This window comes from Massilia agilis (assembly GCF_024756255.1).
Lineage (GTDB): Bacteria > Pseudomonadota > Gammaproteobacteria > Burkholderiales > Burkholderiaceae_D > Telluria > Telluria agilis.
Genome location: NZ_JANUHB010000002.1, coordinates 333,069 through 353,317, shown reverse-complemented (window position 1 = coordinate 353,317; position 20,249 = coordinate 333,069). Strand labels below are relative to the sequence as shown.

The 20,249-nt window shown below is 67.4% G+C and carries 21 protein-coding genes; 10 read left to right on the top strand and 11 right to left on the bottom strand.

All coding sequences use genetic code 11. The annotated features are described in order from the left end of the window. Positions 1 to 27 precede the first annotated feature (27 nt). Genes NX774_RS08490 through NX774_RS08480 form a run of 3 tightly spaced genes read right to left on the bottom strand, consistent with a single transcriptional unit; the run spans position 28 to position 2,246 of the window. Positions 28 to 261, bottom strand: a complete 234-nt coding sequence (locus NX774_RS08490) for a hypothetical protein (protein ID WP_258821743.1) — start codon at positions 259 to 261, stop codon at positions 28 to 30. Positions 262 to 267: 6 nt separating this feature from the next. Beyond that, positions 268 to 1,263 carry a non-homologous end joining protein Ku gene (gene ku, locus NX774_RS08485; RefSeq protein ID WP_258821742.1) on the bottom strand — a complete coding sequence of 332 codons (996 nt, stop codon included), beginning with the start codon at positions 1,261 to 1,263 and terminating at the stop codon, positions 268 to 270. A 17-nt stretch (positions 1,264 to 1,280) separates the two neighbouring features. Further along, positions 1,281 to 2,246, bottom strand: a complete 966-nt coding sequence (locus NX774_RS08480) for an SDR family oxidoreductase (RefSeq protein ID WP_258821741.1) — start codon at positions 2,244 to 2,246, stop codon at positions 1,281 to 1,283. Between the two features lie 310 nt (positions 2,247 to 2,556). On the opposite strand from NX774_RS08480, the gene NX774_RS08475 reads away from it, so the two are divergent. Both NX774_RS08475 and NX774_RS08470 read left to right on the top strand, forming a co-directional pair. Then, positions 2,557 to 4,299 (top strand): DUF1302 domain-containing protein, encoded by a 1,743-nt coding sequence (locus NX774_RS08475; protein WP_258821740.1) that lies wholly within the window; start codon positions 2,557 to 2,559, stop codon positions 4,297 to 4,299. Positions 4,300 to 4,390: 91 nt separating this feature from the next. Continuing rightward, positions 4,391 to 4,960: a GNAT family N-acetyltransferase gene (locus NX774_RS08470; RefSeq protein ID WP_258821739.1), complete on the top strand. Its 570-nt coding sequence runs from the start codon at positions 4,391 to 4,393 to the stop codon at positions 4,958 to 4,960. Here NX774_RS08470 and NX774_RS08465 read toward each other — a convergent pair. Beyond that, the gene (locus NX774_RS08465; RefSeq protein WP_258821738.1) at positions 4,957 to 5,583 is read right to left on the bottom strand and encodes a 1-acyl-sn-glycerol-3-phosphate acyltransferase; all 627 of its coding nucleotides are present in this window, start codon (positions 5,581 to 5,583) and stop codon (positions 4,957 to 4,959) included. The genes NX774_RS08470 and NX774_RS08465 overlap by 4 nt on opposite strands. Positions 5,584 to 5,760: 177 nt before the next feature. Here NX774_RS08465 and arsC point away from each other — a divergent pair, with 177 nt between their 5' ends. Continuing rightward, on the top strand, positions 5,761 to 6,108 hold the full coding sequence (gene arsC, locus NX774_RS08460; protein ID WP_307731165.1) for an arsenate reductase (glutaredoxin): 348 nt from the start codon (positions 5,761 to 5,763) through the stop codon (positions 6,106 to 6,108). 1 nt (position 6,109) lies between these two features. Here arsC and NX774_RS08455 read toward each other — a convergent pair whose 3' ends face one another. Next, complete coding sequence (locus tag NX774_RS08455; protein ID WP_258821737.1) at positions 6,110 to 7,282, bottom strand: DUF1565 domain-containing protein; 1,173 nt, start codon at positions 7,280 to 7,282, stop codon at positions 6,110 to 6,112. A gap of 129 nt (positions 7,283 to 7,411) precedes the next feature. After that, positions 7,412 to 8,266, bottom strand: coding sequence for an endonuclease/exonuclease/phosphatase family protein (locus tag NX774_RS08450; protein ID WP_258821736.1), 855 nt, complete (start codon positions 8,264 to 8,266; stop codon positions 7,412 to 7,414). A 111-nt stretch (positions 8,267 to 8,377) separates the two neighbouring features. Here NX774_RS08450 and NX774_RS08445 point away from each other — a divergent pair, with 111 nt between their 5' ends. Next, on the top strand, positions 8,378 to 8,698 hold the full coding sequence (locus NX774_RS08445; protein WP_258821735.1) for a hypothetical protein: 321 nt from the start codon (positions 8,378 to 8,380) through the stop codon (positions 8,696 to 8,698). 154 nt (positions 8,699 to 8,852) lie between these two features. Here the strand turns inward: NX774_RS08445 and NX774_RS08440 are convergent, their stop codons facing one another. Both NX774_RS08440 and pepN read right to left on the bottom strand, forming a co-directional pair. Then, complete coding sequence (locus tag NX774_RS08440; RefSeq protein ID WP_258821734.1) at positions 8,853 to 9,551, bottom strand: hypothetical protein; 699 nt, start codon at positions 9,549 to 9,551, stop codon at positions 8,853 to 8,855. A gap of 4 nt (positions 9,552 to 9,555) precedes the next feature. After that, positions 9,556 to 12,204: an aminopeptidase N gene (gene pepN / locus NX774_RS08435; protein ID WP_258821733.1), complete on the bottom strand. Its 2,649-nt coding sequence runs from the start codon at positions 12,202 to 12,204 to the stop codon at positions 9,556 to 9,558. Positions 12,205 to 12,367: 163 nt separating this feature from the next. Here pepN and sugE point away from each other — a divergent pair, with 163 nt between their 5' ends. The 6 genes from sugE (at position 12,368) to NX774_RS08405 (ending at position 17,605) form a co-directional block, all read left to right on the top strand. Next, entirely contained in the window at positions 12,368 to 12,688 is a 321-nt protein-coding gene (gene sugE, locus NX774_RS08430; RefSeq protein ID WP_258821732.1) for a quaternary ammonium compound efflux SMR transporter SugE, read from the top strand. Between the two features lie 194 nt (positions 12,689 to 12,882). Beyond that, positions 12,883 to 13,884 (top strand): NAD-dependent epimerase/dehydratase family protein, encoded by a 1,002-nt coding sequence (locus NX774_RS08425; RefSeq protein WP_258821731.1) that lies wholly within the window; start codon positions 12,883 to 12,885, stop codon positions 13,882 to 13,884. Continuing rightward, positions 13,877 to 14,920: a glycosyltransferase family 2 protein gene (locus NX774_RS08420; protein ID WP_258821730.1), complete on the top strand. Its 1,044-nt coding sequence runs from the start codon at positions 13,877 to 13,879 to the stop codon at positions 14,918 to 14,920. Before NX774_RS08425 ends, NX774_RS08420 begins: the two co-directional genes overlap by 8 nt. Then, positions 14,917 to 16,509 carry an ArnT family glycosyltransferase gene (locus tag NX774_RS08415; RefSeq protein ID WP_258821729.1) on the top strand — a complete coding sequence of 531 codons (1,593 nt, stop codon included), beginning with the start codon at positions 14,917 to 14,919 and terminating at the stop codon, positions 16,507 to 16,509. Before NX774_RS08420 ends, NX774_RS08415 begins: the two co-directional genes overlap by 4 nt. A gap of 9 nt (positions 16,510 to 16,518) precedes the next feature. Further along, entirely contained in the window at positions 16,519 to 17,313 is a 795-nt protein-coding gene (locus NX774_RS08410) for a phosphatase PAP2 family protein (RefSeq protein ID WP_258821728.1), read from the top strand. Between the two features lies 1 nt (position 17,314). Further along, the gene (locus NX774_RS08405) at positions 17,315 to 17,605 is read left to right on the top strand and encodes a lipid-A-disaccharide synthase N-terminal domain-containing protein (RefSeq protein WP_258821727.1); all 291 of its coding nucleotides are present in this window, start codon (positions 17,315 to 17,317) and stop codon (positions 17,603 to 17,605) included. A gap of 144 nt (positions 17,606 to 17,749) precedes the next feature. Here the strand turns inward: NX774_RS08405 and NX774_RS08400 are convergent, their stop codons facing one another. From NX774_RS08400 to NX774_RS08390, 3 genes are all read right to left on the bottom strand, one after another. Then, the gene (locus tag NX774_RS08400; RefSeq protein WP_258821726.1) at positions 17,750 to 18,724 is read right to left on the bottom strand and encodes a M14 family metallopeptidase; all 975 of its coding nucleotides are present in this window, start codon (positions 18,722 to 18,724) and stop codon (positions 17,750 to 17,752) included. Between the two features lie 111 nt (positions 18,725 to 18,835). Next, positions 18,836 to 19,675, bottom strand: coding sequence for a glutathione-dependent disulfide-bond oxidoreductase (yghU, locus tag NX774_RS08395; protein ID WP_258821725.1), 840 nt, complete (start codon positions 19,673 to 19,675; stop codon positions 18,836 to 18,838). 12 nt (positions 19,676 to 19,687) lie between these two features. Beyond that, complete coding sequence (locus NX774_RS08390) at positions 19,688 to 20,191, bottom strand: hypothetical protein (protein ID WP_258821724.1); 504 nt, start codon at positions 20,189 to 20,191, stop codon at positions 19,688 to 19,690. Positions 20,192 to 20,249 lie beyond the last annotated feature (58 nt).

Sequence of the window (20,249 nt, the reverse complement as noted above, 5' to 3'; positions counted from 1 at the left end):
GAAACTTGCCCACCCTACGGCCCCGCCTCAGGATTCGTTCTTGATGATGCCGCGGATGTTTGTGCACATGAGCGCGACCTGCAGCGTGATCAGCGCCCAGGCGTCGTCGTGCCAGCCCCAGATGATCCACAGGATATTGCTGAGGATGAACATCGAGAAGCCGAATACCCGCCGATCGGCGCGCTTGGAGCCGATCAGGTAGGCGGCGAACAGGGTGACCGCCATCGCAGGCCATTGGAGCAGGTCGAGCAGCTCGTCCATGCCCCCTCACGCCGCTTTCTTGCGGCGCGTTGGCGCCTTGGCGGGGGCGCTGGCCTTGGCGGCGCTGGATGTCTTGGCGGCTGCGGCGCGCCGTGCGGGCGGCTTGTCCTCGTTGGCCGCTGCGGCGCGCTTGGCGGGCGCCTTGCGCGCCTTGGGAGCGGGAGCCTCTTCCTCCTCGGCCTCGCCGGCCGGCGCGTTCCTGGCCGGTTTCTTGCCCAGGCTGGCCTGCAGCAGCGACACCAGGTCGATCACATTCGAGCTGGCCGCGCGTTCCTTCTCCGGCCCCGGCATCGTGAGCGTGTGGGTTTCGTTGGCGGCAATCTTCTTCTCGATCAGCGCCATCACGTCCTCGCGGTAGGTGTCGTGGAATTCCTCGGGGTTCCAGTCCTCGCTCATGCCTTCGACCAGGGCGGTGGCCATCTTCAGTTCCTTGTCCGAGAGCGCGGCCGACTTGGCGTTCGGCTCGGGAATCTTGAGCTCGCCCGCATCGCGGATCTCGTCGGCGTAGCGCAGCGTGTTGAGCACGATGGCGTCACCCACACATACCAGCGCGGCCAGGTGCTGCTTGACCCGGATCACCACGCGCGCAATGCCGATCTTGCCGGTCTGCTTGAGCGTCTCGCGCAAGAGCGCGTACACCTTGTCGCCGCCCTTGCCGGGCGCCAGGTAGTACGGCTGGTCGTAGTAGAGCAGGGGCACCTGGTCGGCATCGACAAAGGCGACGATGTCGATGGTCTGGGTGGCCTCGGGGTTGGCTCGGCGCAGGTCTTCCTCGGAGAGCACCACGTACTCGCCGGGCGTGTACTCGTAGCCTTTGACGATCTCGTCCCAGGGCACTTCTTTCTGGTTGCTCTTGTTGTAGCGCTTGAAGCCGACCGGCGAAAAGTCGCGCCGATCCAGCATGGTCAGGTCCAGTCCCTTGTCGCTGACCGCCGGATACATCTCGACGGGAATATGCACCAGCCCGAAGCTGATTGCGCCTTTCCACATGCTGCGTGCCATGGCCGGCCTCCTTTCCCTTACTCACCCACGGTGCCGGTGACCGGGAGGATCACGCCTGTAATGTAGCTCGAACATGCGGAAGATGCGAGGAACACGTAGGCGGGTGACAGTTCTTCCGGCTGGGCCGGGCGCTTGTAGGTGGTGCTGGCGCCGAACTCCTTGATCTTGTCGGGCGACTGGTCCGCCGGGTTGAGCGGCGTCCATACCGGTCCCGGGGCCACGCAGTTCACGCGGATGCCCTTGTCGATCAGGTTGGCGGCAAGCGACATGGTGAAGGCGTGGATGGCGCCCTTGGTCGCCGAGTAGTCGAGCAGTTTTTTCGAGCCCTTCAGGCCGGTCACGGAGCCGGTGTTGATGATGGCCCCGCCGCGCTTCATGTACGGAATGCAGGCCTTGGCCATGTGGAAGTAGCCGTAGATGTTGGTGCGGAAGGTTTCGTCGAAGCGGTCCTCGGACAGGTCGGTGATGTCGCTGGCGTGTTCCTGGAACGCGGCATTGTTGACCAGCACGTCCAGGCGCCCCCATTCGGCCACGATCTTGTCCACCGCTTCCTGGCAGAACTCCATGTCCTTGACGTCGCCGGGCACGGTCAGGCAGCGCTGGCCTTCGGCCTCCACGCAGCGGCGGGTTTCGGCGGCGTCCTCGTGCTCGTTCAGGTACAGGATCGCCACGTCCGCGCCCTCGCGCGCAAACAGCACCGCCACCGCGCGCCCGATGCCCGAGTCGCCACCGGTGACGATGGCCACCTGGCCCTGCAGCTTGCCGCTCCCTTTGTAGTGCTCCGCCATGAACTTGGGCTTCAGGTCCATCTGCGCTTCCAGCCCGGGCTTGACCAGATGCTGCTCGGGCATCGGCGGAGCCGGTTGCTGGGCGCCGGTCTGCACGGGCTGCTCCTGCTGCTCCTTCTGCATGCTGCCGTCGCGCTGGTCCTGGCGGCTCTGGATCGATGCCTGCTGTTTTGCCACGTCGTCCTGGTTTGCCATGTCGCTCGTCTCCTTTGTGCATTCGATTCCCGTAGCGGGAAAGTATTCGCGCCACAGGGGCGAAAGACGGTGCGCTCCCACACACAGCGTCGCGATTGCCTTGACGCACCCGTTCAAGCGGGGGATCGCGCCGCTGTGGCGCCGTAAAGACAAGCCGGCCCGGCGGGCGCCATTTGTTGTTGATTAATCATTGTCGAATAGCTAATATCGGTTCGTTGCGGACGGGAATCGGCCACCCGGCGCGGTTCGTATGGCTGAGCGATGGTCTTTCGCAGAAAGGGCAAGCATGAACCGGTTCCGGACGAGGCGCATGCGCGGCGCCGATGCGGTCATGGCGGCGGCCTTGCTGGCTGCGTGTCCGGCCTACGCGGCCGACGTGCATGTGAGCGGGCGCGTCGTTTATGGCGCGGTGTACCGGGTCGAGGAAAGCGACCCTGCACTGATCACCTCGTTGAACGGCGCGGCCATCGGCCTGGTTGGCCGTGGTAGCGGCGGAAACACGGACGACGCCAACCTCAACTACCGGCGCGGCGACGCCGCCTCGCGCGCGCTCAAGGCCTATTTCGACGTCACGGCCAGCGCGGGCGACTGGACGGGATTGGTGCGCGTGAAGGCGTGGCACGACTACGCCTTGCTCGGCGACGGACGTCCCTGGGGCAACTCGCCAAACGGCTACACGCCGGGCGCGCCGCTGTCCGATGCCGGGGCGCCGCTGCGTTCGCGGTTTTCGGGGCTTGCCTTTGGCGAAGCGTGGGTGCAGCAGCGCGCCACCTTCGGCGCCACCCGGCTCACGGCGCGGCTGGGCCAGCAAAACCTCAACTGGGGCACGCGCTTTGCCACCCCGGGCGGGCTGGAAGCGCTCAATCCCCGCGACCTGCCGGCGCTGCACCGGGCCGGCGCCGTGCCGCAGGAGACCAGGGTGCCCGTGCCGATGCTGTTTGGCCGGCTGGACACGGCGGGGGGCATCGCGGTCGAGGCGTACTACCAGACCGGCTTTCGTGGCAACGTCTTCGACATGTGCGGCAGCTTCTGGGCGATCAGCGACTATGTAACGGACGGCTGCAACAAGGTCATGTCCGGCCAGCCGCAGGTGAGCGACCGCGCGCGGCTGCCGCTGGGCGCCTACATGGGCCGCTTGCCCACGCCCAAGCCGGGGCGGGCGGAGTACGGGGTGTCGGTCGGCTGGCAGATTGCGCCGGGCTTCGAGGCGGCGCTGTACCACGCCCGCTACAACTCGCGCATCGCGCTGCCGAGCCTGCGCCGCAGCACGCGTCCGACCGGCCCCGCACTCATCCCGGGCGACCCGGACGGGCGCAACATGGCCTATTTCACCGAATACCCGGAAGGGCTGGCGATCAGCGCGGCGAGCTTCACGCGCAAGGCGGGCGCGAACACCGTGTATGGCGAGCTGTCGTGGCGTCCGCGCGCGCCGTTCATGATCTCGCCGGGCGACGTGGTGCCACCGTTCCTGAGCCCGACCGCAATCGCTTTGCTGCGCGAGCGCGCCAACGCGGTGCCGCCCGGCGGCTTGTTCCATGGATTCGACCTGCACGCGCTGGCGCAGGTCCAGCTTGGCGTGCAGCAGGAATGGACGCTTGGTGCAGCCGGCCTGACGCTTGGCGCGGAGGTGGTGGCCAAGCACACGCCCGGCCTGCCGGACCAGGCGCTGCAGCGCTACGGCCGCAGCGACATCTTCGGCGTTGGCCCGGTGCAAGGGGTTTGCATTCCCGCCGGCGACCCGGTCCGGCAGTGCACGCTGCGCGGCTACACGACCGCCGACTCGTTCGCCTACCGGCTGCGCGGCGAGCTGCGCCTGCCGCCGCCGGCGCCCGGACTGGCCGCCAGTGCCAGCCTGGCGTTCGCGCATGATGTGCGGGGCTGGTCGGGTGACCTGTTGATCAATGAGGGGCGCAAGAACGCCGTGGTGGCGCTGCGTTTCGAGTACCTGCAGCGCTATGTGGCCGATGTCAGCTACATGCCGGTCTGGGGCGGCGACTACAACGTGACGGCGGACCGCGACGCGCTCGCACTATCGCTGGGCATCAAGTTCTGAGATGGCGCACGCCTGCACCGGTTTGGTGCGGCGGCACCCGGCGTAAGGACGGCCAGGGCTGGCACGCATCCTGCGACAAGCGTGGTTGTTCATGATTTTTCGCTTTCGACAGATGATCCAGACCCGCAATCTGGCCGCGCAGGATGTGCAGGCCATTCTTCCCGACCTGATGGAACTGCTGGCCGACGTGGTCGAGCACGGCTCGTCGGTCGGTTTTCTCGCGCCGCTCTCGGCCAGCGAGGCGCGCGCCTATTGGACCGGCGTGGAAAAGGCCGTGGCCGAGGGCAGCCGGGTGCTGCTGGTGGCCGTGCGCAATGGCGAGCTGCTTGGCACGGTGCAGCTGGACCTGTGCCAGAAGGCCAACGGCCGCAACCGGGCGGAAGTGCAAAAGCTGATCGTGCGCAGCGATGCGCGCCGTGCCGGCGTGGCCAGCCTGCTGATGTGCGAAGCGCAGGCGCAGGCGCTGCAGCTGCGGCGCGGCCTGCTGTTCCTCGATACCGAGGCCGGGTCGGGCGCGGAGCGGTTCTACCAGTCGTGCGGCTTCACGCGGCTGGGCGAGCTGCCCGACTTTGCCTGTAATACCGACGGCGAGTGGCGCGCCACCGCGATCTACTTCAAGACGCTGTTCACGCCGGAGCGCCTCGAGCCGGCCGATTCTTAGGCCTGCTCGCGCGCCCCGTTCTTTTCGCGGGGCGCCAGCCGCACCGGGGCGGCGTTGGCCGGGTAGAGCGCTTCGTGTCCTTCGTACACCCGGGCGATGGCGGCCATGTCGGCCTGCTCGTCGCCGCTCAAGGTCATGTAATCGACCACGCTCAGTTCCTTGGCGCGGTAGTCCATGTACACCAGCAGCACCGGCACCTTGGCGGCCAGCGCCAGGCGGTAGAAGCCGCTCTTCCAGTGCGGCCGGTAGCTGCGCGTGCCTTCCGGCGTGATCGCGACCCAGCACCACTCGGAGGCCAGCATCGTCTGCGCCAGCTTTTGGGTTGCGCCTTGCGGCGCGCTGCGGTCCACCGGCACGCCGCCCCAGTAGCGCATCACCGGGCCCATCGGCCCGCGGAACAGCGAATCCTTGGCCAGCCAGCGGAACGGCAGGCCGATCGCCCACTTGCCGAACAAACCGACCAGGAAGTCCCAGTTCGACGTGTGCGGGTACACCACCGCGATGCCGTGCGGGCCGGGCAGGGGCTTGAAGCGCAGGCGCCAGCCGAACAGGTTCAGCACGCGCAACGCGGTGCGCTGGCCCCAGGTCGGCAGGTCCTCGGGGCGCAGCAGGTAATCGCTCATGGTGTCTCCGGGGCCTTGCGGCCAGATATCAGGTGTCGCCGGTGCGCACGTATTGCGCCGTGGAAATCAGCGCGAATTCTATAGCGATCAGGAATGGCCGACAAGCAAAAATACTGGCAGGGCGGGGTGCGGCGCGGGTATTATTCGCCACGTTGAAACTCTTGCATCGGAGAGCCCATGTCCACCACGATCTACCACAACCCGCGCTGCAGCAATTCACGCAACGCGCTGGCGCTGCTGCGCGAGAACGGCATCGAGCCGGACGTCGTCGATTACCTGGCCAATCCCCCTTCGCGCGACGCGCTGCGCGACCTGATTGCGCGCGCCGGCCTGTCGGTGCGCGACGCGATCCGCTCCAAGGAAGCGGTGTATGCCGAGCTGGGGCTGGACGACCCGACGCTGTCGGACGAGGCGCTGCTCGACGCGATGGTCAAGCACCCGGTGTTGATCAATCGCCCGTTCGTGGTCACGCCCAAGGGCGTGCGCCTGTGCCGCCCGCCCGAGCTGGTGCGCGAGATCCTGTGAGCTAGTGCTGCACGGCGCCGATATCGACCGCGGCGCCGCGCGGCTTGCCTTCGAAATCCTGCTCGGCGGATTCACCGCCGCGCAGCCCCTTGCCCACGGCCGGCGACCTGGCGGTGAGCCGGAAATCCGGCGTACCCTTGCGGTCGTAGGACAGAAAGCCCGGCGGCGCGGCCACGGTGCCGGTGTGGGTCATGCCTTCGTGCAGTTTCCAGTCGCCGGCGCTATTCTGGAAGACCAGGTTGTTGCGGTAGCTGTTGTGCGCGCCTGTCGCGCCTTGTTCGACCACGCCGGCCTTGTTGTCGTACACAATGTTGTTGAATACCTGGGTGCGGTCGTTCGGCCCCTGGGTGTGGTAAAAGTCGCCGCCGCCGACGATGATGCCCACGTCCGAGGCCGTGACCGTGTTGCCCGAGATGATGACGTTGTTCGCGTCATGCCACAGGTGGATGCCGGCGCCGGAAACGCGGTACACGATGTTGTTCTTCACCGACGCGGACGTGCTCACGTAAATGCCGTGCACGAAGCGGCAGCTGTCCGGCCCGATGTCATGCACGCTGTTGCGCACCACCTCGGACTTGATGCCGCGATAGTAGCCATCCACCCCGATACCCGCACCGCCGCCGCTCTCGCACGGCACGTCGTTGGCGACGTGGTGCACGTGGTTGGCGCGGATGCTCACGTACGAGCCGCCGTTGTAAATGCCCGAGAGCCATTTGGCCCCACCCTGGTACTGGCTGCCATCGATCTCGAAGCCGATGATGTCCACGAAGTTGCCACGGTTCTGCCATGCGGTAGACGAGCTTGAATTGAGCGGCGGCACGATCTTGGCGCCCCAGCGCTCGGTGGATTCGTACACGATGCGCGCCTCGGGGCTGCCGCTGGCGGTGGTCTTGAAGCCGCCGGTGTACACGCCCGGCGCCACGTGCACCGTGGTGCCCGGGGTGACCACCTGGGCCGCGCGCAGGATGGTGCGGAACGGCTCTTCCTCGCTGCCCGGGTTGCTGTCCGAGCCGTTGGGCGACACGTACAGGTTGGCGCGCACGACTTCCGGAATGACCATCTGCTCGGACGTGGTGTCGCGCATGCGGCAGGCGGACAGCATCACCATGAGGCAGCAGGGCAGCACGGTCAGCGCGGCGCGGGCGAGCCGGCCGGGGGAGGGGATTGGGGGCATGGCAAAATCCTTCTGCACGGGCACCCGCCCAGTTTTACTGACGACAACACCCACCGGTGCCGCATTGCGCAAACTTCGCTTTGCGCTTGCGCAAGCGCACGCGAGCCGTTCTGTGCGTGCGGGGTATGTTCATGCCAGCTCCAGCAGCATCGCCTGGTGGTCCGAGCCTTCTTCGCTGCCGTCCACCCGCACCTGGCGCACGCGCCCGGCCAGGTCGGCGCTCACGAAAATGTAGTCGAAGGTGAAGGGCAGGCCGGCATTCGGCGCGTCGGCGTGCAGGCCCACCGTGGGCGCGTGGCGGCGGCCGGGGTGCGCCAGCTGCCAGGCGTCGCGGTAGGGCAGCGTGCCGTCGGCAAACGAGGCCAGCATGCGCAGGTATTCGTCGGAATGCGGCAGCATGTTGAAGTCGCCGGCCAGGATTGCGGGCGCCGCGCGCGGCACCGCCGCGAACGGGCCGCCGCCCGGATCGCCCGGACGCTCGCCGACCGCGTGCGCCCACGCCTCGCGGTGCAGCTCGCGCAGGCGCTCGACCTGGGCCATGCGCTGGTGTTCCGAAAAATATTCGAGGTGGGCGGTGGTCACGCGCAGCGGGCCGCCGGGCGCCTGGAGCGTCGCTTCCAGCGCGCCGCGCGGCATGCTCATCACCTCGGGGTCGGGCGGCCAGGGCAGGGAGTGGCGAAAGCACTGCAGTACCGGCAGCCGCGAAAAGATCATGCTCCCCAGGCGGCGCCGTGTGCCCGCGGGGCCGAGGGTGTCCGTCCATACGCCTTCGACGCCAGTGTAGCCCGGCAGGCGGCGCGCCAGCGCCTGGAACTGGTCGCCCGGATCGCTGCCGTCGCGCGCGGGAAAGCCGCTCGTGACCTCCTGCACGCACAACACATCGAAATCGGAGAAACGGTCGAGGCAAGCGATAATGCGGTCAAGGTTGGCGCCACCGGCCTGGGTGCGGGCGCCCTGGATATTCCAGGTGATGAGCTTGAGCATGAACGAGCCTTTCAGTGCAGGTCGAAAAGTGAGCTCAGGCTATCGGATGACGGCAGCTGGGCCATGATGCAGCGCAGGCGTGCGCGCCGGGCGGCGTTTTTGGAGGATGCGATGTTTACGATGATCTTGATGCTCTACCTGCAGCAGGGGCTGGACGTCACCCTGCAAGGCGCCACGCCGCGCGGGCAGTTCGGCACGCGCGCGCAGTGCGAGGCCGCCGCGGTGCGGCTGCGCGGGCCGCTGCCTGTGCCGCGCGGTTACAAGGCGGCGTGGCAGGACGTGAGCTGCATGCCGATCCAGCGCAACGTGCGGGTGAACGATACGCCGCAGCCGGACCTGGCCAAGGTGTTGCGCGAGCAGCCGGCGACGGGCTGCCAGGCCGAGGGAGCGTGGCGGCGGGTGGCGGAGATGTGCCAGGGCGCGCCGCATTGAACGTGGTTTTCGTAGGGTGGGCTCTTGAGCCCACGCGGTAGCTCGCGCCGCGCGTACCATCTGGTTTTGGTAGGGGGCTCCTGCACCCACGCGGTAGCTCACGCGGCGCGTACCACCGCGTGGGCACAAGTGCCCACCCTACGCCAGCCCGAGACTATTTCTTTTTCCAGTCGCGCACAATGTCCGAGCACAGCGTTTCGCCCGCTTCCCCGCTCATGCCCAGCGTCTTGGCGCTGCCGGCGCCGGCGCGGACCTGCTCCTCGCTGCGCCACGGCGCGGGCGCGCCGACACTGCCGGACTGCCGGCAGCTCACCCGGTCGCCAACCCGCTTGCGGTACAGGACCTGCCCGTCCGGCCCGGTGTACTCCTCCAGCGATCCGGTGCGCGAATCGTCGACGTGCGCCGCGGCGATCGCGCGCTCGAACCGGTTCCCGTTTTCCAGCTTCATGGCGCCGCCGCTCTTGCCACGCAGGTCGCGGTCGATCTTGCCAACGTCGCGCCGCGCCGCGGCCAGGATGTCCCGGGCAGAAGGCGCCACCGGGGCCGGGGACGTGATGGGAGCGGGCTCAGCCGTGACGGGGGCTGGTTCGGCGGGCGTGGCACGCGCACTCACCGCAGCGGCAATGGCTTGCTTGCGCCGGCCGTCGCGTTCAGGCGAGGGGAGAGGGGCGGGCGTGCGCGCCGCCGGCGGCTTGGGCAGCAGCAGCACCGTGAACTCGCGGCGCGCTTCCTCACCAGGCGCGGGACGGCTGGCCGAGTGCAGCCACGCCCCGGCCAGCAGCGCGTGCACGGCCAGCGACACCACGAGCGGCCAGCGCCGCTTCGCGCCGCCGTGGTAGTGCAGGTCCGTCATCCGGTCAGGACTTGGGCACCGTCAGCGCATTCTTGATCGTCACGCAGCGCTGGTCTTCCTCGAGCGCATCGGCCAGCGAGCGGCGGGTGCCGGCCGACAGCGCGGTCATCTTGGCTGCCGCCTCCGACAGGCGCTTGACGCTTGCGCTCGTGCAGGCGGTCGGGATCATGCTGTACGAGTACGAGCGCATGTACACCGGGCCGGCGCTCTTGTCCATCTCGGGCAGCTTGTCCAGCCGCTCTTGCGCGCTCTGCTCGCTCAGGCCCACTTGTTCGGCCGGGAACAGGTAGCCCATCGCCGTGCGGATCTTGGAGAACGGCAGCTTGGTCTGCAGGTCGCCGGTGGTGGCGAGCCATTCGGCCTTGGTGGCCGGGTCCGGACGCACGACGGTTGCCGCCAGCGCCGCTGCCTGGCCAGCGTCGGACTTGTCGCGCGCCTGCTCGGCCTGCACCAGCTGGGCGCTGCCCGGCCAGTTGTGGCGGTTCAGCTGCTGGATGATCTTCCAGCGCAGGTCCTGGTTCACGTCCAGGCCCTCGACCTTGGTGCTGCCGTCAAGCATCGAAGCCAGGCGTGCCAGCGCTTCCTTGCTGCCGGCCAGGTCCACGTACACGCTGAACCAGCGGCGCTGGAAGTTGTCGTCGCCACGGGCGGCGGCGGTGGCGTTCCAGGCCATGTCCTCGAGCGCCTTGCCGGTCTGCTGCGCCCACGCGCCCGTCAGGCCCATCTTGCCGATGTACTCGTGCGAGGCGGTGATCTTGCCCAGCACGTCGCCCAGCAGCGTGTAATCCTTCTCCTGCGGCGCGTTGTTCAGCGCGACCGAGACGAAATCGTTGAGCGGCAACTTGCCGTCGCGCACGCCATCCCACAGGCTCTGCCACAGCATGGTGCGCAGCAGCGGGTCGCTGACGGCGGCCAGGTGGCTGCGCGCGGTTTCGAACGAGCGCTGGTCGAGCTGGACCTTGGCAAAGCCCCAGTTCTGGTAGTTCGGATAGACCAGGTCCGGGCAGGCGCTGCCCACCAGCTCTTTCACGCGGGTTTGCTTGCCCGAGTAGGTGACGGCCACGTTCTTGACCAGTTCGAGCTTGTCGCCGTTCATGCGGAAGCTGCCGACCTGCACGCGTTGCTCGCGCAGGGTCGGGAACTGGCTGGTCGCGCTCTGGTCGATGGTGAACGAGGCGATCTTGCCGCCCTGGCAGCTGTAGCTGGCCGCGATGGTGTTCACGCCCGGCTGGTACAGCCATTCGCGCGTCCACTTCGACAGGTCGCGGTGCGCGGTCTGGCCCAGCGTGCCGATGAAGTCGTCCAGCGTGGCGTTGCGGTACTGGTACTTGACCAGGTAGTTGTGCACGCCCTTGCGGAACACGTCCGCGCCGAGCAGCTGGCGCAGCTGCATCAGCGTGGCCGCGCCTTTCGAGTAGGTGATGGCGTCGATGTTGTCGAACGCGTTCTGGGTCGAGGCGACCGGCACTTCGATCGGGTGCGTGGTCGATTTCTGGTCCTGCACGTAGGCGTTGGCCTCGCGCTGTGAATAGAAGGCCTGCCAGGCATCCTTGAATTCGGTGGCCTCGGCGGTGCCCAGCACGCCCATGAATTCGGCGAAGCTTTCGTTCAGCCACAGGCCGTTCCACCACTTCATGGTCACCAGGTCGCCGAACCATTGGTGCGCCATCTCGTGCATGATGACCATGGCCAGCGTCTGGCGCTGGCCGGCCGTCATGTCGGCCTTGAACATGAAGCCGTTTTCGGCGAAGGTGATCGCGCCCGCATTTTCCATCGCGCCGTACAGGAAGTCCGGCACCAGGATCTGGTCGTATTTCTCCCACTGGTAGGGAATGCCGTAGTACTGGTCGAAGAACGCCAGGCCCGCCTTGGTGTAGCGGAACCATTCGGCCGGCTTGATCTGCGAGGCCACCGACTGGCGCGCGAACAGGCGCATCGGGTATTTGCCCGAGGTGTCTTCCCACATCTTGTAGGGGCCGGCGTGCAGCGAGAAGTTGTAGGCGGACAGCTTCTTGGTCTTCGGGAAGATCCAGCGGCGGGCACCGCCTGCGTCTTCGATGCGCGTCTCGCGCGTGGCCGACACCACCACCCAGTCGGCGGGCGCGGTCACGTTCAGCTGGTAGGTGCCCTTCAGGTCGGGCTGGTCGAACGAGGCGAACATCTGGTGCGCCGCGGCCGGCTCGAAGTGCGAGTAGGTGTAGGCGCGGCCGTCCACCGGGTCCACCATGCGGTGCAGGCCCTCGCCGTTGGTGCTGTGCAGGCGTTCGTAGTCGACGGTGACGGTGTTGCGGCCCTTGGCCAGGTCTTGCGGCGCGAGCGTGATGAACCACTGGTTGTAGTCGGGCTTGATTTCCTTGCCGTTGACGACCAGGCGCTTGATGGTGGCCTTGTCCAGGTCGATCGTGAGCGGGGCGCCGGTGTCCTTCAGGTCGAAGGACAGCGCGGTGGTGGCGGCAAAGCTCTCCTTACCGGTGAGCGTGAAATCGAGCACGTAGTCGACGTTCGATACGCGTGCAGCGCGCGCGGCGGCATCGGCCTGCGACAGGAAGGGATTCGGTGCGCGCACGGCGGTGGTGGCCGCATGGGCGCCGGCGCCAAAAGTAAATACGGAGGCAATGGCAAGCGCGATGGCGCGCGGAGCAAGCTTCTTCAAAATGGTCATCCTCTAGCGGGAAATAAATTGTCGGCAAGAATAGCACCGCGCGGCAGGATAAACGACACATATGCATTGAAAAATCTGCCGTGGCCCGGTGCTATACTGCGCCGTTCTTTTTCTTGACGAGCCCGGCTGGACGCGCGCGGGCCGGGAGTGTCGCATGAGCTGGTTTTACCTGTTGATCGCGGGCCTGCTGGAGGTCGCCTGGGCGGTTGGCCTGAAATACAGCAGCGGCTTCACGCGCCTGTGGCCGTCGGTGTTCACGCTGGTTGCGATGGCGGGCAGCGTGGGCATGCTCGGCATTGCACTGCGCCAGCTGCCGCTTGGCACGGCGTATGCGGTCTGGACCGGCATCGGCACCATCGGCACCGCGATCGCCGGCATGGTGCTGCTGGGCGAGCCGGCCGGCGCGCTGCGCCTGGGTTCGATTGCACTGATCGCGGCCGGCATCGTCGGCCTCAAGCTGGTCACGCCTGCCTGAGCGTCGCTTTCGCGGCGCAATGCCGCATTGTTTTTCCTGACGCATCTGCTCGTCGTGCCTGGCGGGAAGCACCGTACCGCAATCCAGTGTTCGTTTGATTTGGGTCGTCCGCCGTGTTTTCGCGCGCGGCGAAGATGGCAGCCATTCGCGCTTGCGGCGCGCTGACCATTTCAATCCAACCCTGGACATTTCCGATGATCTTACTCACCGGCGTGGCTGGTTTTATCGGTATGCATGTCGCGCGGCACCTGCTCGCGCAAGGCAAAACGGTGCTCGGCGTGGATCACATGGGCCCGTGTGCGGAGCCCGCGCTCAAGGAGGGGCGGCTGGCGCAGCTGCTGCCCGACGCGCAATTTCGCTTCGCCCGCGTCGACCTGGCGCAGGCGCCGGCGGTCGAGGAGCTGTTTGCCGCCGCGCGCTTCGAGTGCGTGATCCATCTTGCCGCGCAAACGGGCGTGCGCTATTCGGCCACGCATCCGCACGAATGCGTGATGAGCAACGTGGTCGCGTTCGGCAACGTGATCGAATGCTGCCGCAAGCACGGCGTGGGGCACCTGGTGTACGCCAGCAGTTCCAGCACCTACGGCGCCAACCGGCAAATGCCGTTTTCCGAGCACCATCCGGCAGACCACCCGGTGAGCCTGTACGCGGCCACCAAGCGCAGCGACGAGCTGCTGGCGCACAGCTACAGCCACCTGTACGGGCTGCCGACCACGGGCCTGCGCTTCTTCACCGTGTATGGACCGTGGGGGCGGCCGGACATGGCGCCGATGCTGTTCGCGCACGCGATCGTGCAGGGCCGGCCGATCGAGGTGTACAACGGCGGCAAGATGCTGCGCGACTTCACCTTCGTCGACGACGTGGTGGAGTCGGTGGCGCGGCTGGCCGCGCACCCGGCCACACCCGACCCAGGGTTCGATGCGGAAAATCCCGATCCGGCCACGAGCTATGCGCCTTACCGCATCTACAACGTCGGCAACCAGCAGCCGGTCGAGCTGACCGAGTTCATCGACGAACTGGAGCGGGCGCTGGGGCGCAAGGCCGAGCGGCTGCCGCGGCCCATGCCCGGGGCCGACATGGTGGCCACCTGCGCCGACACCCGCGACCTCGAGCACGCGATCCACTGGACGCCGGCCACGCCGCTTGCCACCGGCATCGACCGCTTCGTGCGCTGGTACCAGGGCTACTATGCGTGACCTGCAGCCGGCGCCGATGCCACTTCGCAATCCCACGCCGGCAGATCGCAGCGGGCCGGACCGGCTGTCGCTGGTGGTGCCGATGTACAACGAAGAGGACAACGTGCTGCCGCTGGTGGCCCAGGTGCAGGCTGCGATGGCAGCCTCGCCCTGGCCGTGGCAGCTGATCCTGGTGGACGACGGCAGCCGCGACCGCACCGCCACGCGCATCCGCGAGGCCGTCGCGCTCTGCCCGGATCGCATCGGCGCGGTCATCTTGCAGCGCAATTTCGGCCAGACCGCGGCCATGCAGGCGGGCATCGACGTGGCCGAGGGCAACATCATCGCCACGATGGACGGCGATTTGCAGAACAACCCGCACGACATCGTGCGCATGGTGCGGCGGCTGCTGGATGAAGACCTGGACCTGCTGGTCGGCTGGCGGCGCGACCGGCAGGACAATCTTTGGGTGCGCAAAGTGCCGTCGTGGTGTGCCAACCGGCTGATCGTGGCGGTCACCGGCGTGCGGCTGCACGACTATGGCTGTTCGCTCAAGATCTTTCGCACTTCCGTCATCAGGCAGGTGCGGCTGTATGGCGAGATGCACCGCTTCATCCCAACCTGGATGGCCACCGTCACCTCGCCCGAGCGGATAAGGGAAGAGCCGGTCAGCCATTTTCCGCGCGTGCACGGCCAGTCCAAGTACGGGCTGTCGCGCACCTTCCGGGTCCTGCTCGACTTGCTGTCGATGTATTTCTTCGCACGCTACCGGGCCGCGCCGGGGCATTTCTTCGGCCGCATTGGCCTGCTGTGCGGGTTTGGCGGTGCGGTCGCTCTCGGCTGGCTGGCCTGGCGCAAGCTGATGGACGGCGAGGACATCGCCAACCGCCCGCTGCTGATGCTGGGCATCCTGCTGGCCGTGATCGGCGTGCAATTCATCTGCACCGGCATCGTCACCGAAATGTTGGCGCGCACCTATTTCGAATCGAGCGGCAGGCGTACCTACCTGGTGCGCGAAGTCCTTGGCGGCGGGCCAGGCGAGGGGAGCGCGGGATGAGCAAGGACGCTGCCCCGCGCATGAACGGCGCGCGTGCGCTGTGGCTGGCCGCACGCGGCACCGCCATGCAGGCGCGGCCGATGCTGGCGGTGGCGCTGGCGCTCTACCTGGGGCTGTTTTTCCGCCTTGGCGACTTTCCGCTGTTTGACGTGGACGAGGGCGCCTTCAGCGAGGCCACGCGCGAAATGCTCGAGCGCGGCGACTTCGTCACCACCTGGCTCAATGGCGAGCTGCGTTTCGACAAGCCGATCCTCACCTACTGGCTGCAGGCGCTTTCCGTGAGCTGGTTTGGCCTCGACGAATTCGCCCTGCGCCTGCCTTCCGCGCTGGCCAGCGCCGGCTGGGTGGTGGCAGTGCTCGTGTTCACGCGCAGGCAGGCGGGGGAGGCGGCGGGGTACGCGGCCGCCTTCATCGCGGCCACCACGCTCGGCGTCACCGTGATCGGCCGCGGCGCCATTGCCGACGCGCTGCTCAACCTGTTCCTCGCGCTCTCCATGTTCGATATCTACCGTTACCTGGTCGAGCCGCGCGTGCGCTACCGGCGCCGCGCCTGGCTATGGATGGCGCTGGGCGTGTTGACCAAGGGGCCGGTGGCGCTGCTCGTGCCCGCCGCGGCGAGCCTTGCTGCGTACACGCTGCAAGGCCAGCTGGCGCGATGGTGGAAGGCGCTGCGCGACCCGGTGGGGTGGCTGATCCTGCTCGTGCTTGCCGGTCCGTGGTATTTGCTCGAATACCTGGAGCAGGGGCAGCCCTTCATCGACGGCTTCTTCCTGCGCCACAATGTCGAGCGTTTCGTGGCGCCGCTGCAGGGTCACGGCGGTGGCCTGCTGTACTACGTGCCGGTGGCGCTGCTGCTGCTCCTGCCTTACACCGGCCTGTTCCTGCGCGCGCTGCGCGAGCTGCCGCGATTGCGGGCGACGCCGCTCGACACTTTCCTGTGGTGCTGGTTCCTGTTCGTGTTCCTGTTCTTCTCCATCGCGGGCACCAAGCTGCCCCACTACCTGCTCTATGGCATCACGCCCTTGTTCATCCTGATGGCGCTGCACCGGCACGTGCTGGCGTCGCGGTGGCTGGCGTTCGGGCCACCGCTGCTGCTGATGGGCCTGGTGGTCGCGCTGCCGCACGCGGCGCGCATTTTCGGGCCGCGCACACGCAACCCCTACTACCGGGAAATGCTCAGCCAGGCAGACGTCTTTGGCGCCGAATGGCAGATCGCCGCCGCGGCCCTGATGCTGTGCGTGCTCGGGCTGGCGCTGATGCCGCGCAGCCCGCTGTGGCCGCGGCTGGCCGGGTGCGCCTTGTTGTGCGCGTTCGCGTTCGGCGGCCTGGCGCTGCCCGCCATCGCGGCCCTGCAGCAGGGACCGGTCAAGGAAGCCGCGCTGCTCGCGCGCGCCGCGCGCTTGCCGGTGCGCACCTGGCAGTTCAACGTGCCCAGCTTCAGCCTCTATCGCCAGGCCGTGACCCCGCGCGCCGATGTGTTGCGCAAGGGTGACGTCGTCCTCACGCGCAGCGACGAGCTGGCGCGCCTTGGCGAGATATCGGTGCTGTACCGCAAGGGTGGGGTGGTGCTGGCGCGCATCGAGAGTTGAGGAGACCCGATGAAAACATTTCCCCGTTCGCCATGGGCATGGGCACCGCCGCTGGTGGCCGCCATGCTGCTTGGCTGGATCGCCGCCACCGGCAGCAACCACAGCCTGTTCCTGGTCCTGAACCATGCCGGCCACCGGCTCGGGGACAACGTGTGGGTCAACTTCACGCTGCTGGGCGACGGTGCCGTCGCGCTGGCCCTGGTCCTGCCCTGCATCAAGCGCTCGCCCCAGTGTTTTTGGGCGGCCCTGATTGCCGCCGTGATCGCCACGTTGTACGTGCAGGGCGTCAAGCAAATCATCAACGTGCCCCGTCCGATCGCAGTTTTTCCGCCGGGCGAATTCTTCCAGGCCGGGCCAGCCTATCGGGCCGTGTCCTTCCCCTCGGGCCATGCGGCCGCGATCTTCGCGATCACCGGGATCTGGATCATGGGCCTGGCGCGCCATTACCTGCTGCGCGTGCTGCTGCTGGTGCTTGCCACGCTGGTAAGCCTGTCGCGGGTGATGGTCGGCGTGCACTGGCCGCTCGACCTGCTCGGCGGCATGCTGGGCGGCTGGTTGGCGGCCTGGACTGGCCTGGGCCTGTACGGGCGCTACGGCTGGAAGACGGCGGGCCTCGGCGGGCTGGCCGCGGGCGTGGTGCTGCTGGTGGTGGCGGCCTGGTTGCTGTTCAGCAGGCACATCGGCATTCCGGCCGTGCTGCCGCTACAACGCACGCTGGGCCTGGTGTGCCTGGTCTGGGGGGCGTGGGAAATGCTGCAGATGCTGCCCAGGCTGCAGCTGCGCCGCCAGTCGAAAGGGGAGTGACATGGACGAGGACCTGTGGTGGCTCGTGATCGGCTTTGGCGGCCAGGCGCTGTTCATGGCGCGCTTCGTGATCCAATGGTTCGTCAGCGAACGCCAGCACCGCAGCGTGATTCCGGTGTCGTTCTGGTACTTCAGCATCCTCGGGGCGGTGGTGCTGCTGGTGTACGCGCTGCACCGGCGCGACCCGGTGTTCAGTGCCGGGCAGCTGCTGGGCGTGCTGATCTACCTGCGCAACCTGCACCTGGTCCGGCTGGAACGCGCGGGCGCGCGCCAGCCGCAGAATTCGTCGTGAACCGCGGGTTTTGGTAGTTGTAGGGTGGGCAGATTCTGCCCACGCGTTCAAATCACGCATGCAATGATTGAACGCGCGGGCGGGAGACCCGCCCACCCTACGTCAAGCCGGCAGCGGCGCGTCCCGGTTGCGGACGGGAGCGACTCACTCGCGCCCGAACTGCGGATTCGGCCGGGTCAGGTAATACCACTCATGGTTCGGCGCGGCATTGGTGTCCGGGAACAGGATGCGCCCGCTGAACTCGGCCACCACCGGCGTGCCGTCCGCCCGCACGCCGATCTGCTCGCCCTCGGCGACCGTGTCAAAGCTCGACCAGGCGCGCGAGAACTGGTCGTTCGCATCGAGCTTGTCGTGCACTGCCACCATTGCCAGCGCTTCCATTTCCTCGAACGGTACCGGGGCTGGCTCGGGCGCGTCGATGAGCTTGAGGAAGGCGAGGGTGTTCACGATCGCGCGGTAGGCCACTTGCGGCGCCGTCGGGTCCTCGTGCTGTCCGCACTCGAGCGTGAGTGCATAGCCGCCCGTCGAGCGCATGTATTCGGTGGTGCCCATGCCGTAGCGCAGCACGGTTTCCAGTTCCGCCGCATTGCCGCGGCTGCGGCGTTTGACACCCTGGCCGTAGGTCGCCAGCCAGCCGGTCACGAAGCGGCGCACGCCCAGGCGGCGCGCCAGCGCGCGCTCTTTCTCGGCATGGCGGAACGGCTCCAGCGGGCCGTCGTTGTTGAGCGGGCCCACCATGCAGAACGGCTCGCCGTTCTTGGCGTTGAACGAGTGCAGGTCGAGCAGCACCTCGTGCTGCGCCAGCAGCGGGCACAGCCAGTTGCCCACGTGGTCCTCGAAGTCCTGCGGATCCGCCTTGGGGAACAGGTCGCGGTTCAGGTTGCGGTCGCCCGAGCGGGTGTTCTGGGCGTAGGCGAGCGGGTTGACGATCGGCACGAAGGTGACGCTGCCGGCCGCGATGTACAGCTTGCCGCTGTCGATCTCCTCCATCACGCGCAGAATGGCCTTGGTGCCGCAGGTTTCGTTGCCGTGGGTCGCGCCCATGATGATGACGCGCGGACCCTGGCCCAGGCCGGTGTAGTTGACGGATTTAAACTGCAGCTTGCGTGGGGAGCTCATGACGGGGGTATTCCAAATAAATAGCGGATTCGCTATTTTATCTGGGAAAGCCCCGGCTGGTAGCCCGAACGCTTGCGCTCGCCGGCGCAGGATGGCGCCGGCGCCACGCGCTCAGTCCAGGTCGGCCGCGTCGTGCCGCTCGGGCACCTGGTCCTCCGGCTTGCCGCGCACGCGGTTGACCTTGCGTCCGCGGATCACCGCCGGACGTGCCGCCAGCTCGTCGGCCCAGCGCCGCACGTTCTGGTACTCGTGCACCGACAGGAACTCGGCCGCGTCGTACAGCTCGCCGCGCACCATGCCGCCGTACCACGGCCAGATCGCCATGTCCGCAATCGTGTACTCGTCGCCGGCCACGTAGCGGCGGCCGGCCAGCAGGCGGTCCAGCACGTCGAGCTGGCGCTTGGTCTCCATCGCATAGCGATTGATCGGATACTCGAATTTTTCAGGCGCGTAGGCGTAGAAGTGCCCGAACCCGCCGCCGACGAAGGGCGCCGAGCCCATCTGCCAGAACAGCCAGTTGAAGGTTTCGGTGCGCGCGCGCAGCTCGGTCGGGAGGAAAGCGCCGAACTTCTCGGCCAGGTACACGAGGATCGAGCCCGATTCGAACACGCGCAGCGGCGCCTCGCCACTGTGGTCCACCAACGCCGGGATCTTCGAGTTCGGGTTGGCCTCGACAAAGCCGCTCGAAAACTGCATGCCCTCGTTGATCTTGATGAGCCAGGCGTCGTATTCCGCGCCCTTGTGGCCGAGCGCGAGCAGCTCTTCGAGCATGATCGTCACCTTCACGCCATTGGGCGTGGCCAGCGAATACAGCTGCAGCGGATGCTTGCCGACCGGGAGCGCCTGCTCGTGGGTTGGCCCTGCCACCGGGCGGTTAATGTTGGCAAACGTGCCGCCGGAGGCAGCGTTCTCCCATACCTTGGGAGGTACATATTTCGATTGTTCGGCCATCAGTCTTTCCTTCTATTCTGGCTGCGCAAGGCGCAGGGGAACCACGTTTGGCGCCGACTCGATCACGTCGGCTTCGCGGCGCTCGCGCAGGAATGCCGCCACATGGCGCATGCGCTCCGCGCTGTCCATCCATTGCGTCTGCTCGATCAGCGCGCGCAGGCCGGGAAAGGCTTCGAGCGTGTGCGGGCTGGCGTAGGCATCGACCAGCAGCTTGAGCAGTTCGCCCGGCTGGCCGCAGGAGCGGCGCGCACGCTCGTCGATGACCGAGAGCAGGGCGCGCTGCATGCGCGGCGTCGGGTTGACGATATGCGCGAATACGGCCGGGGTGTTGGCGATCGACTGGCACATGGCGCGCTCGATCGCATCGGGCTTCAGGTCCGAGGCGATGTCGAAGTACGCGCGGTCCCAGCGCGTGCGCGCGTACGCATGCCCGGGCGGGAACGCGTCGACGGTCTCGAACCCGAGCGCGCGGCTGGCGCGCGCCAGCAGGCTTGTCAGGACGGGGATCAGCGGCATGGCGGCAGGTGGCGGAGTTGGCACATGCCACAAGTGTAACGTAAGCGCGGGCCGCGCA

Coding starts and splice junctions, on each gene's coding strand:
- NX774_RS08400 (WP_258821726.1), bottom strand. CDS start 18,724: ATGAGCTCCCCACGCAAGCTGCAGTTTAAATCCGTCAACTACACCGGC.
- NX774_RS08490 (WP_258821743.1), bottom strand. CDS start 261: ATGGACGAGCTGCTCGACCTGCTCCAATGGCCTGCGATGGCGGTCACC.
- NX774_RS08455 (WP_258821737.1), bottom strand. CDS start 7,282: ATGCCCCCAATCCCCTCCCCCGGCCGGCTCGCCCGCGCCGCGCTGACC.
- NX774_RS08420 (WP_258821730.1), top strand. CDS start 13,877: ATGCGTGACCTGCAGCCGGCGCCGATGCCACTTCGCAATCCCACGCCG.
- NX774_RS08445 (WP_258821735.1), top strand. CDS start 8,378: ATGTTTACGATGATCTTGATGCTCTACCTGCAGCAGGGGCTGGACGTC.
- NX774_RS08425 (WP_258821731.1), top strand. CDS start 12,883: ATGATCTTACTCACCGGCGTGGCTGGTTTTATCGGTATGCATGTCGCG.
- NX774_RS08470 (WP_258821739.1), top strand. CDS start 4,391: ATGATTTTTCGCTTTCGACAGATGATCCAGACCCGCAATCTGGCCGCG.
- NX774_RS08440 (WP_258821734.1), bottom strand. CDS start 9,551: ATGACGGACCTGCACTACCACGGCGGCGCGAAGCGGCGCTGGCCGCTC.
- NX774_RS08465 (WP_258821738.1), bottom strand. CDS start 5,583: ATGAGCGATTACCTGCTGCGCCCCGAGGACCTGCCGACCTGGGGCCAG.
- NX774_RS08390 (WP_258821724.1), bottom strand. CDS start 20,191: ATGCCGCTGATCCCCGTCCTGACAAGCCTGCTGGCGCGCGCCAGCCGC.
- NX774_RS08480 (WP_258821741.1), bottom strand. CDS start 2,246: ATGGCAAACCAGGACGACGTGGCAAAACAGCAGGCATCGATCCAGAGC.
- NX774_RS08415 (WP_258821729.1), top strand. CDS start 14,917: ATGAGCAAGGACGCTGCCCCGCGCATGAACGGCGCGCGTGCGCTGTGG.
- sugE (WP_258821732.1), top strand. CDS start 12,368: ATGAGCTGGTTTTACCTGTTGATCGCGGGCCTGCTGGAGGTCGCCTGG.
- NX774_RS08405 (WP_258821727.1), top strand. CDS start 17,315: ATGGACGAGGACCTGTGGTGGCTCGTGATCGGCTTTGGCGGCCAGGCG.
- ku (WP_258821742.1), bottom strand. CDS start 1,263: ATGGCACGCAGCATGTGGAAAGGCGCAATCAGCTTCGGGCTGGTGCAT.
- NX774_RS08475 (WP_258821740.1), top strand. CDS start 2,557: ATGCGCGGCGCCGATGCGGTCATGGCGGCGGCCTTGCTGGCTGCGTGT.
- yghU (WP_258821725.1), bottom strand. CDS start 19,675: ATGGCCGAACAATCGAAATATGTACCTCCCAAGGTATGGGAGAACGCT.
- NX774_RS08450 (WP_258821736.1), bottom strand. CDS start 8,266: ATGCTCAAGCTCATCACCTGGAATATCCAGGGCGCCCGCACCCAGGCC.
- NX774_RS08410 (WP_258821728.1), top strand. CDS start 16,519: ATGAAAACATTTCCCCGTTCGCCATGGGCATGGGCACCGCCGCTGGTG.
- arsC (WP_307731165.1), top strand. CDS start 5,761: ATGTCCACCACGATCTACCACAACCCGCGCTGCAGCAATTCACGCAAC.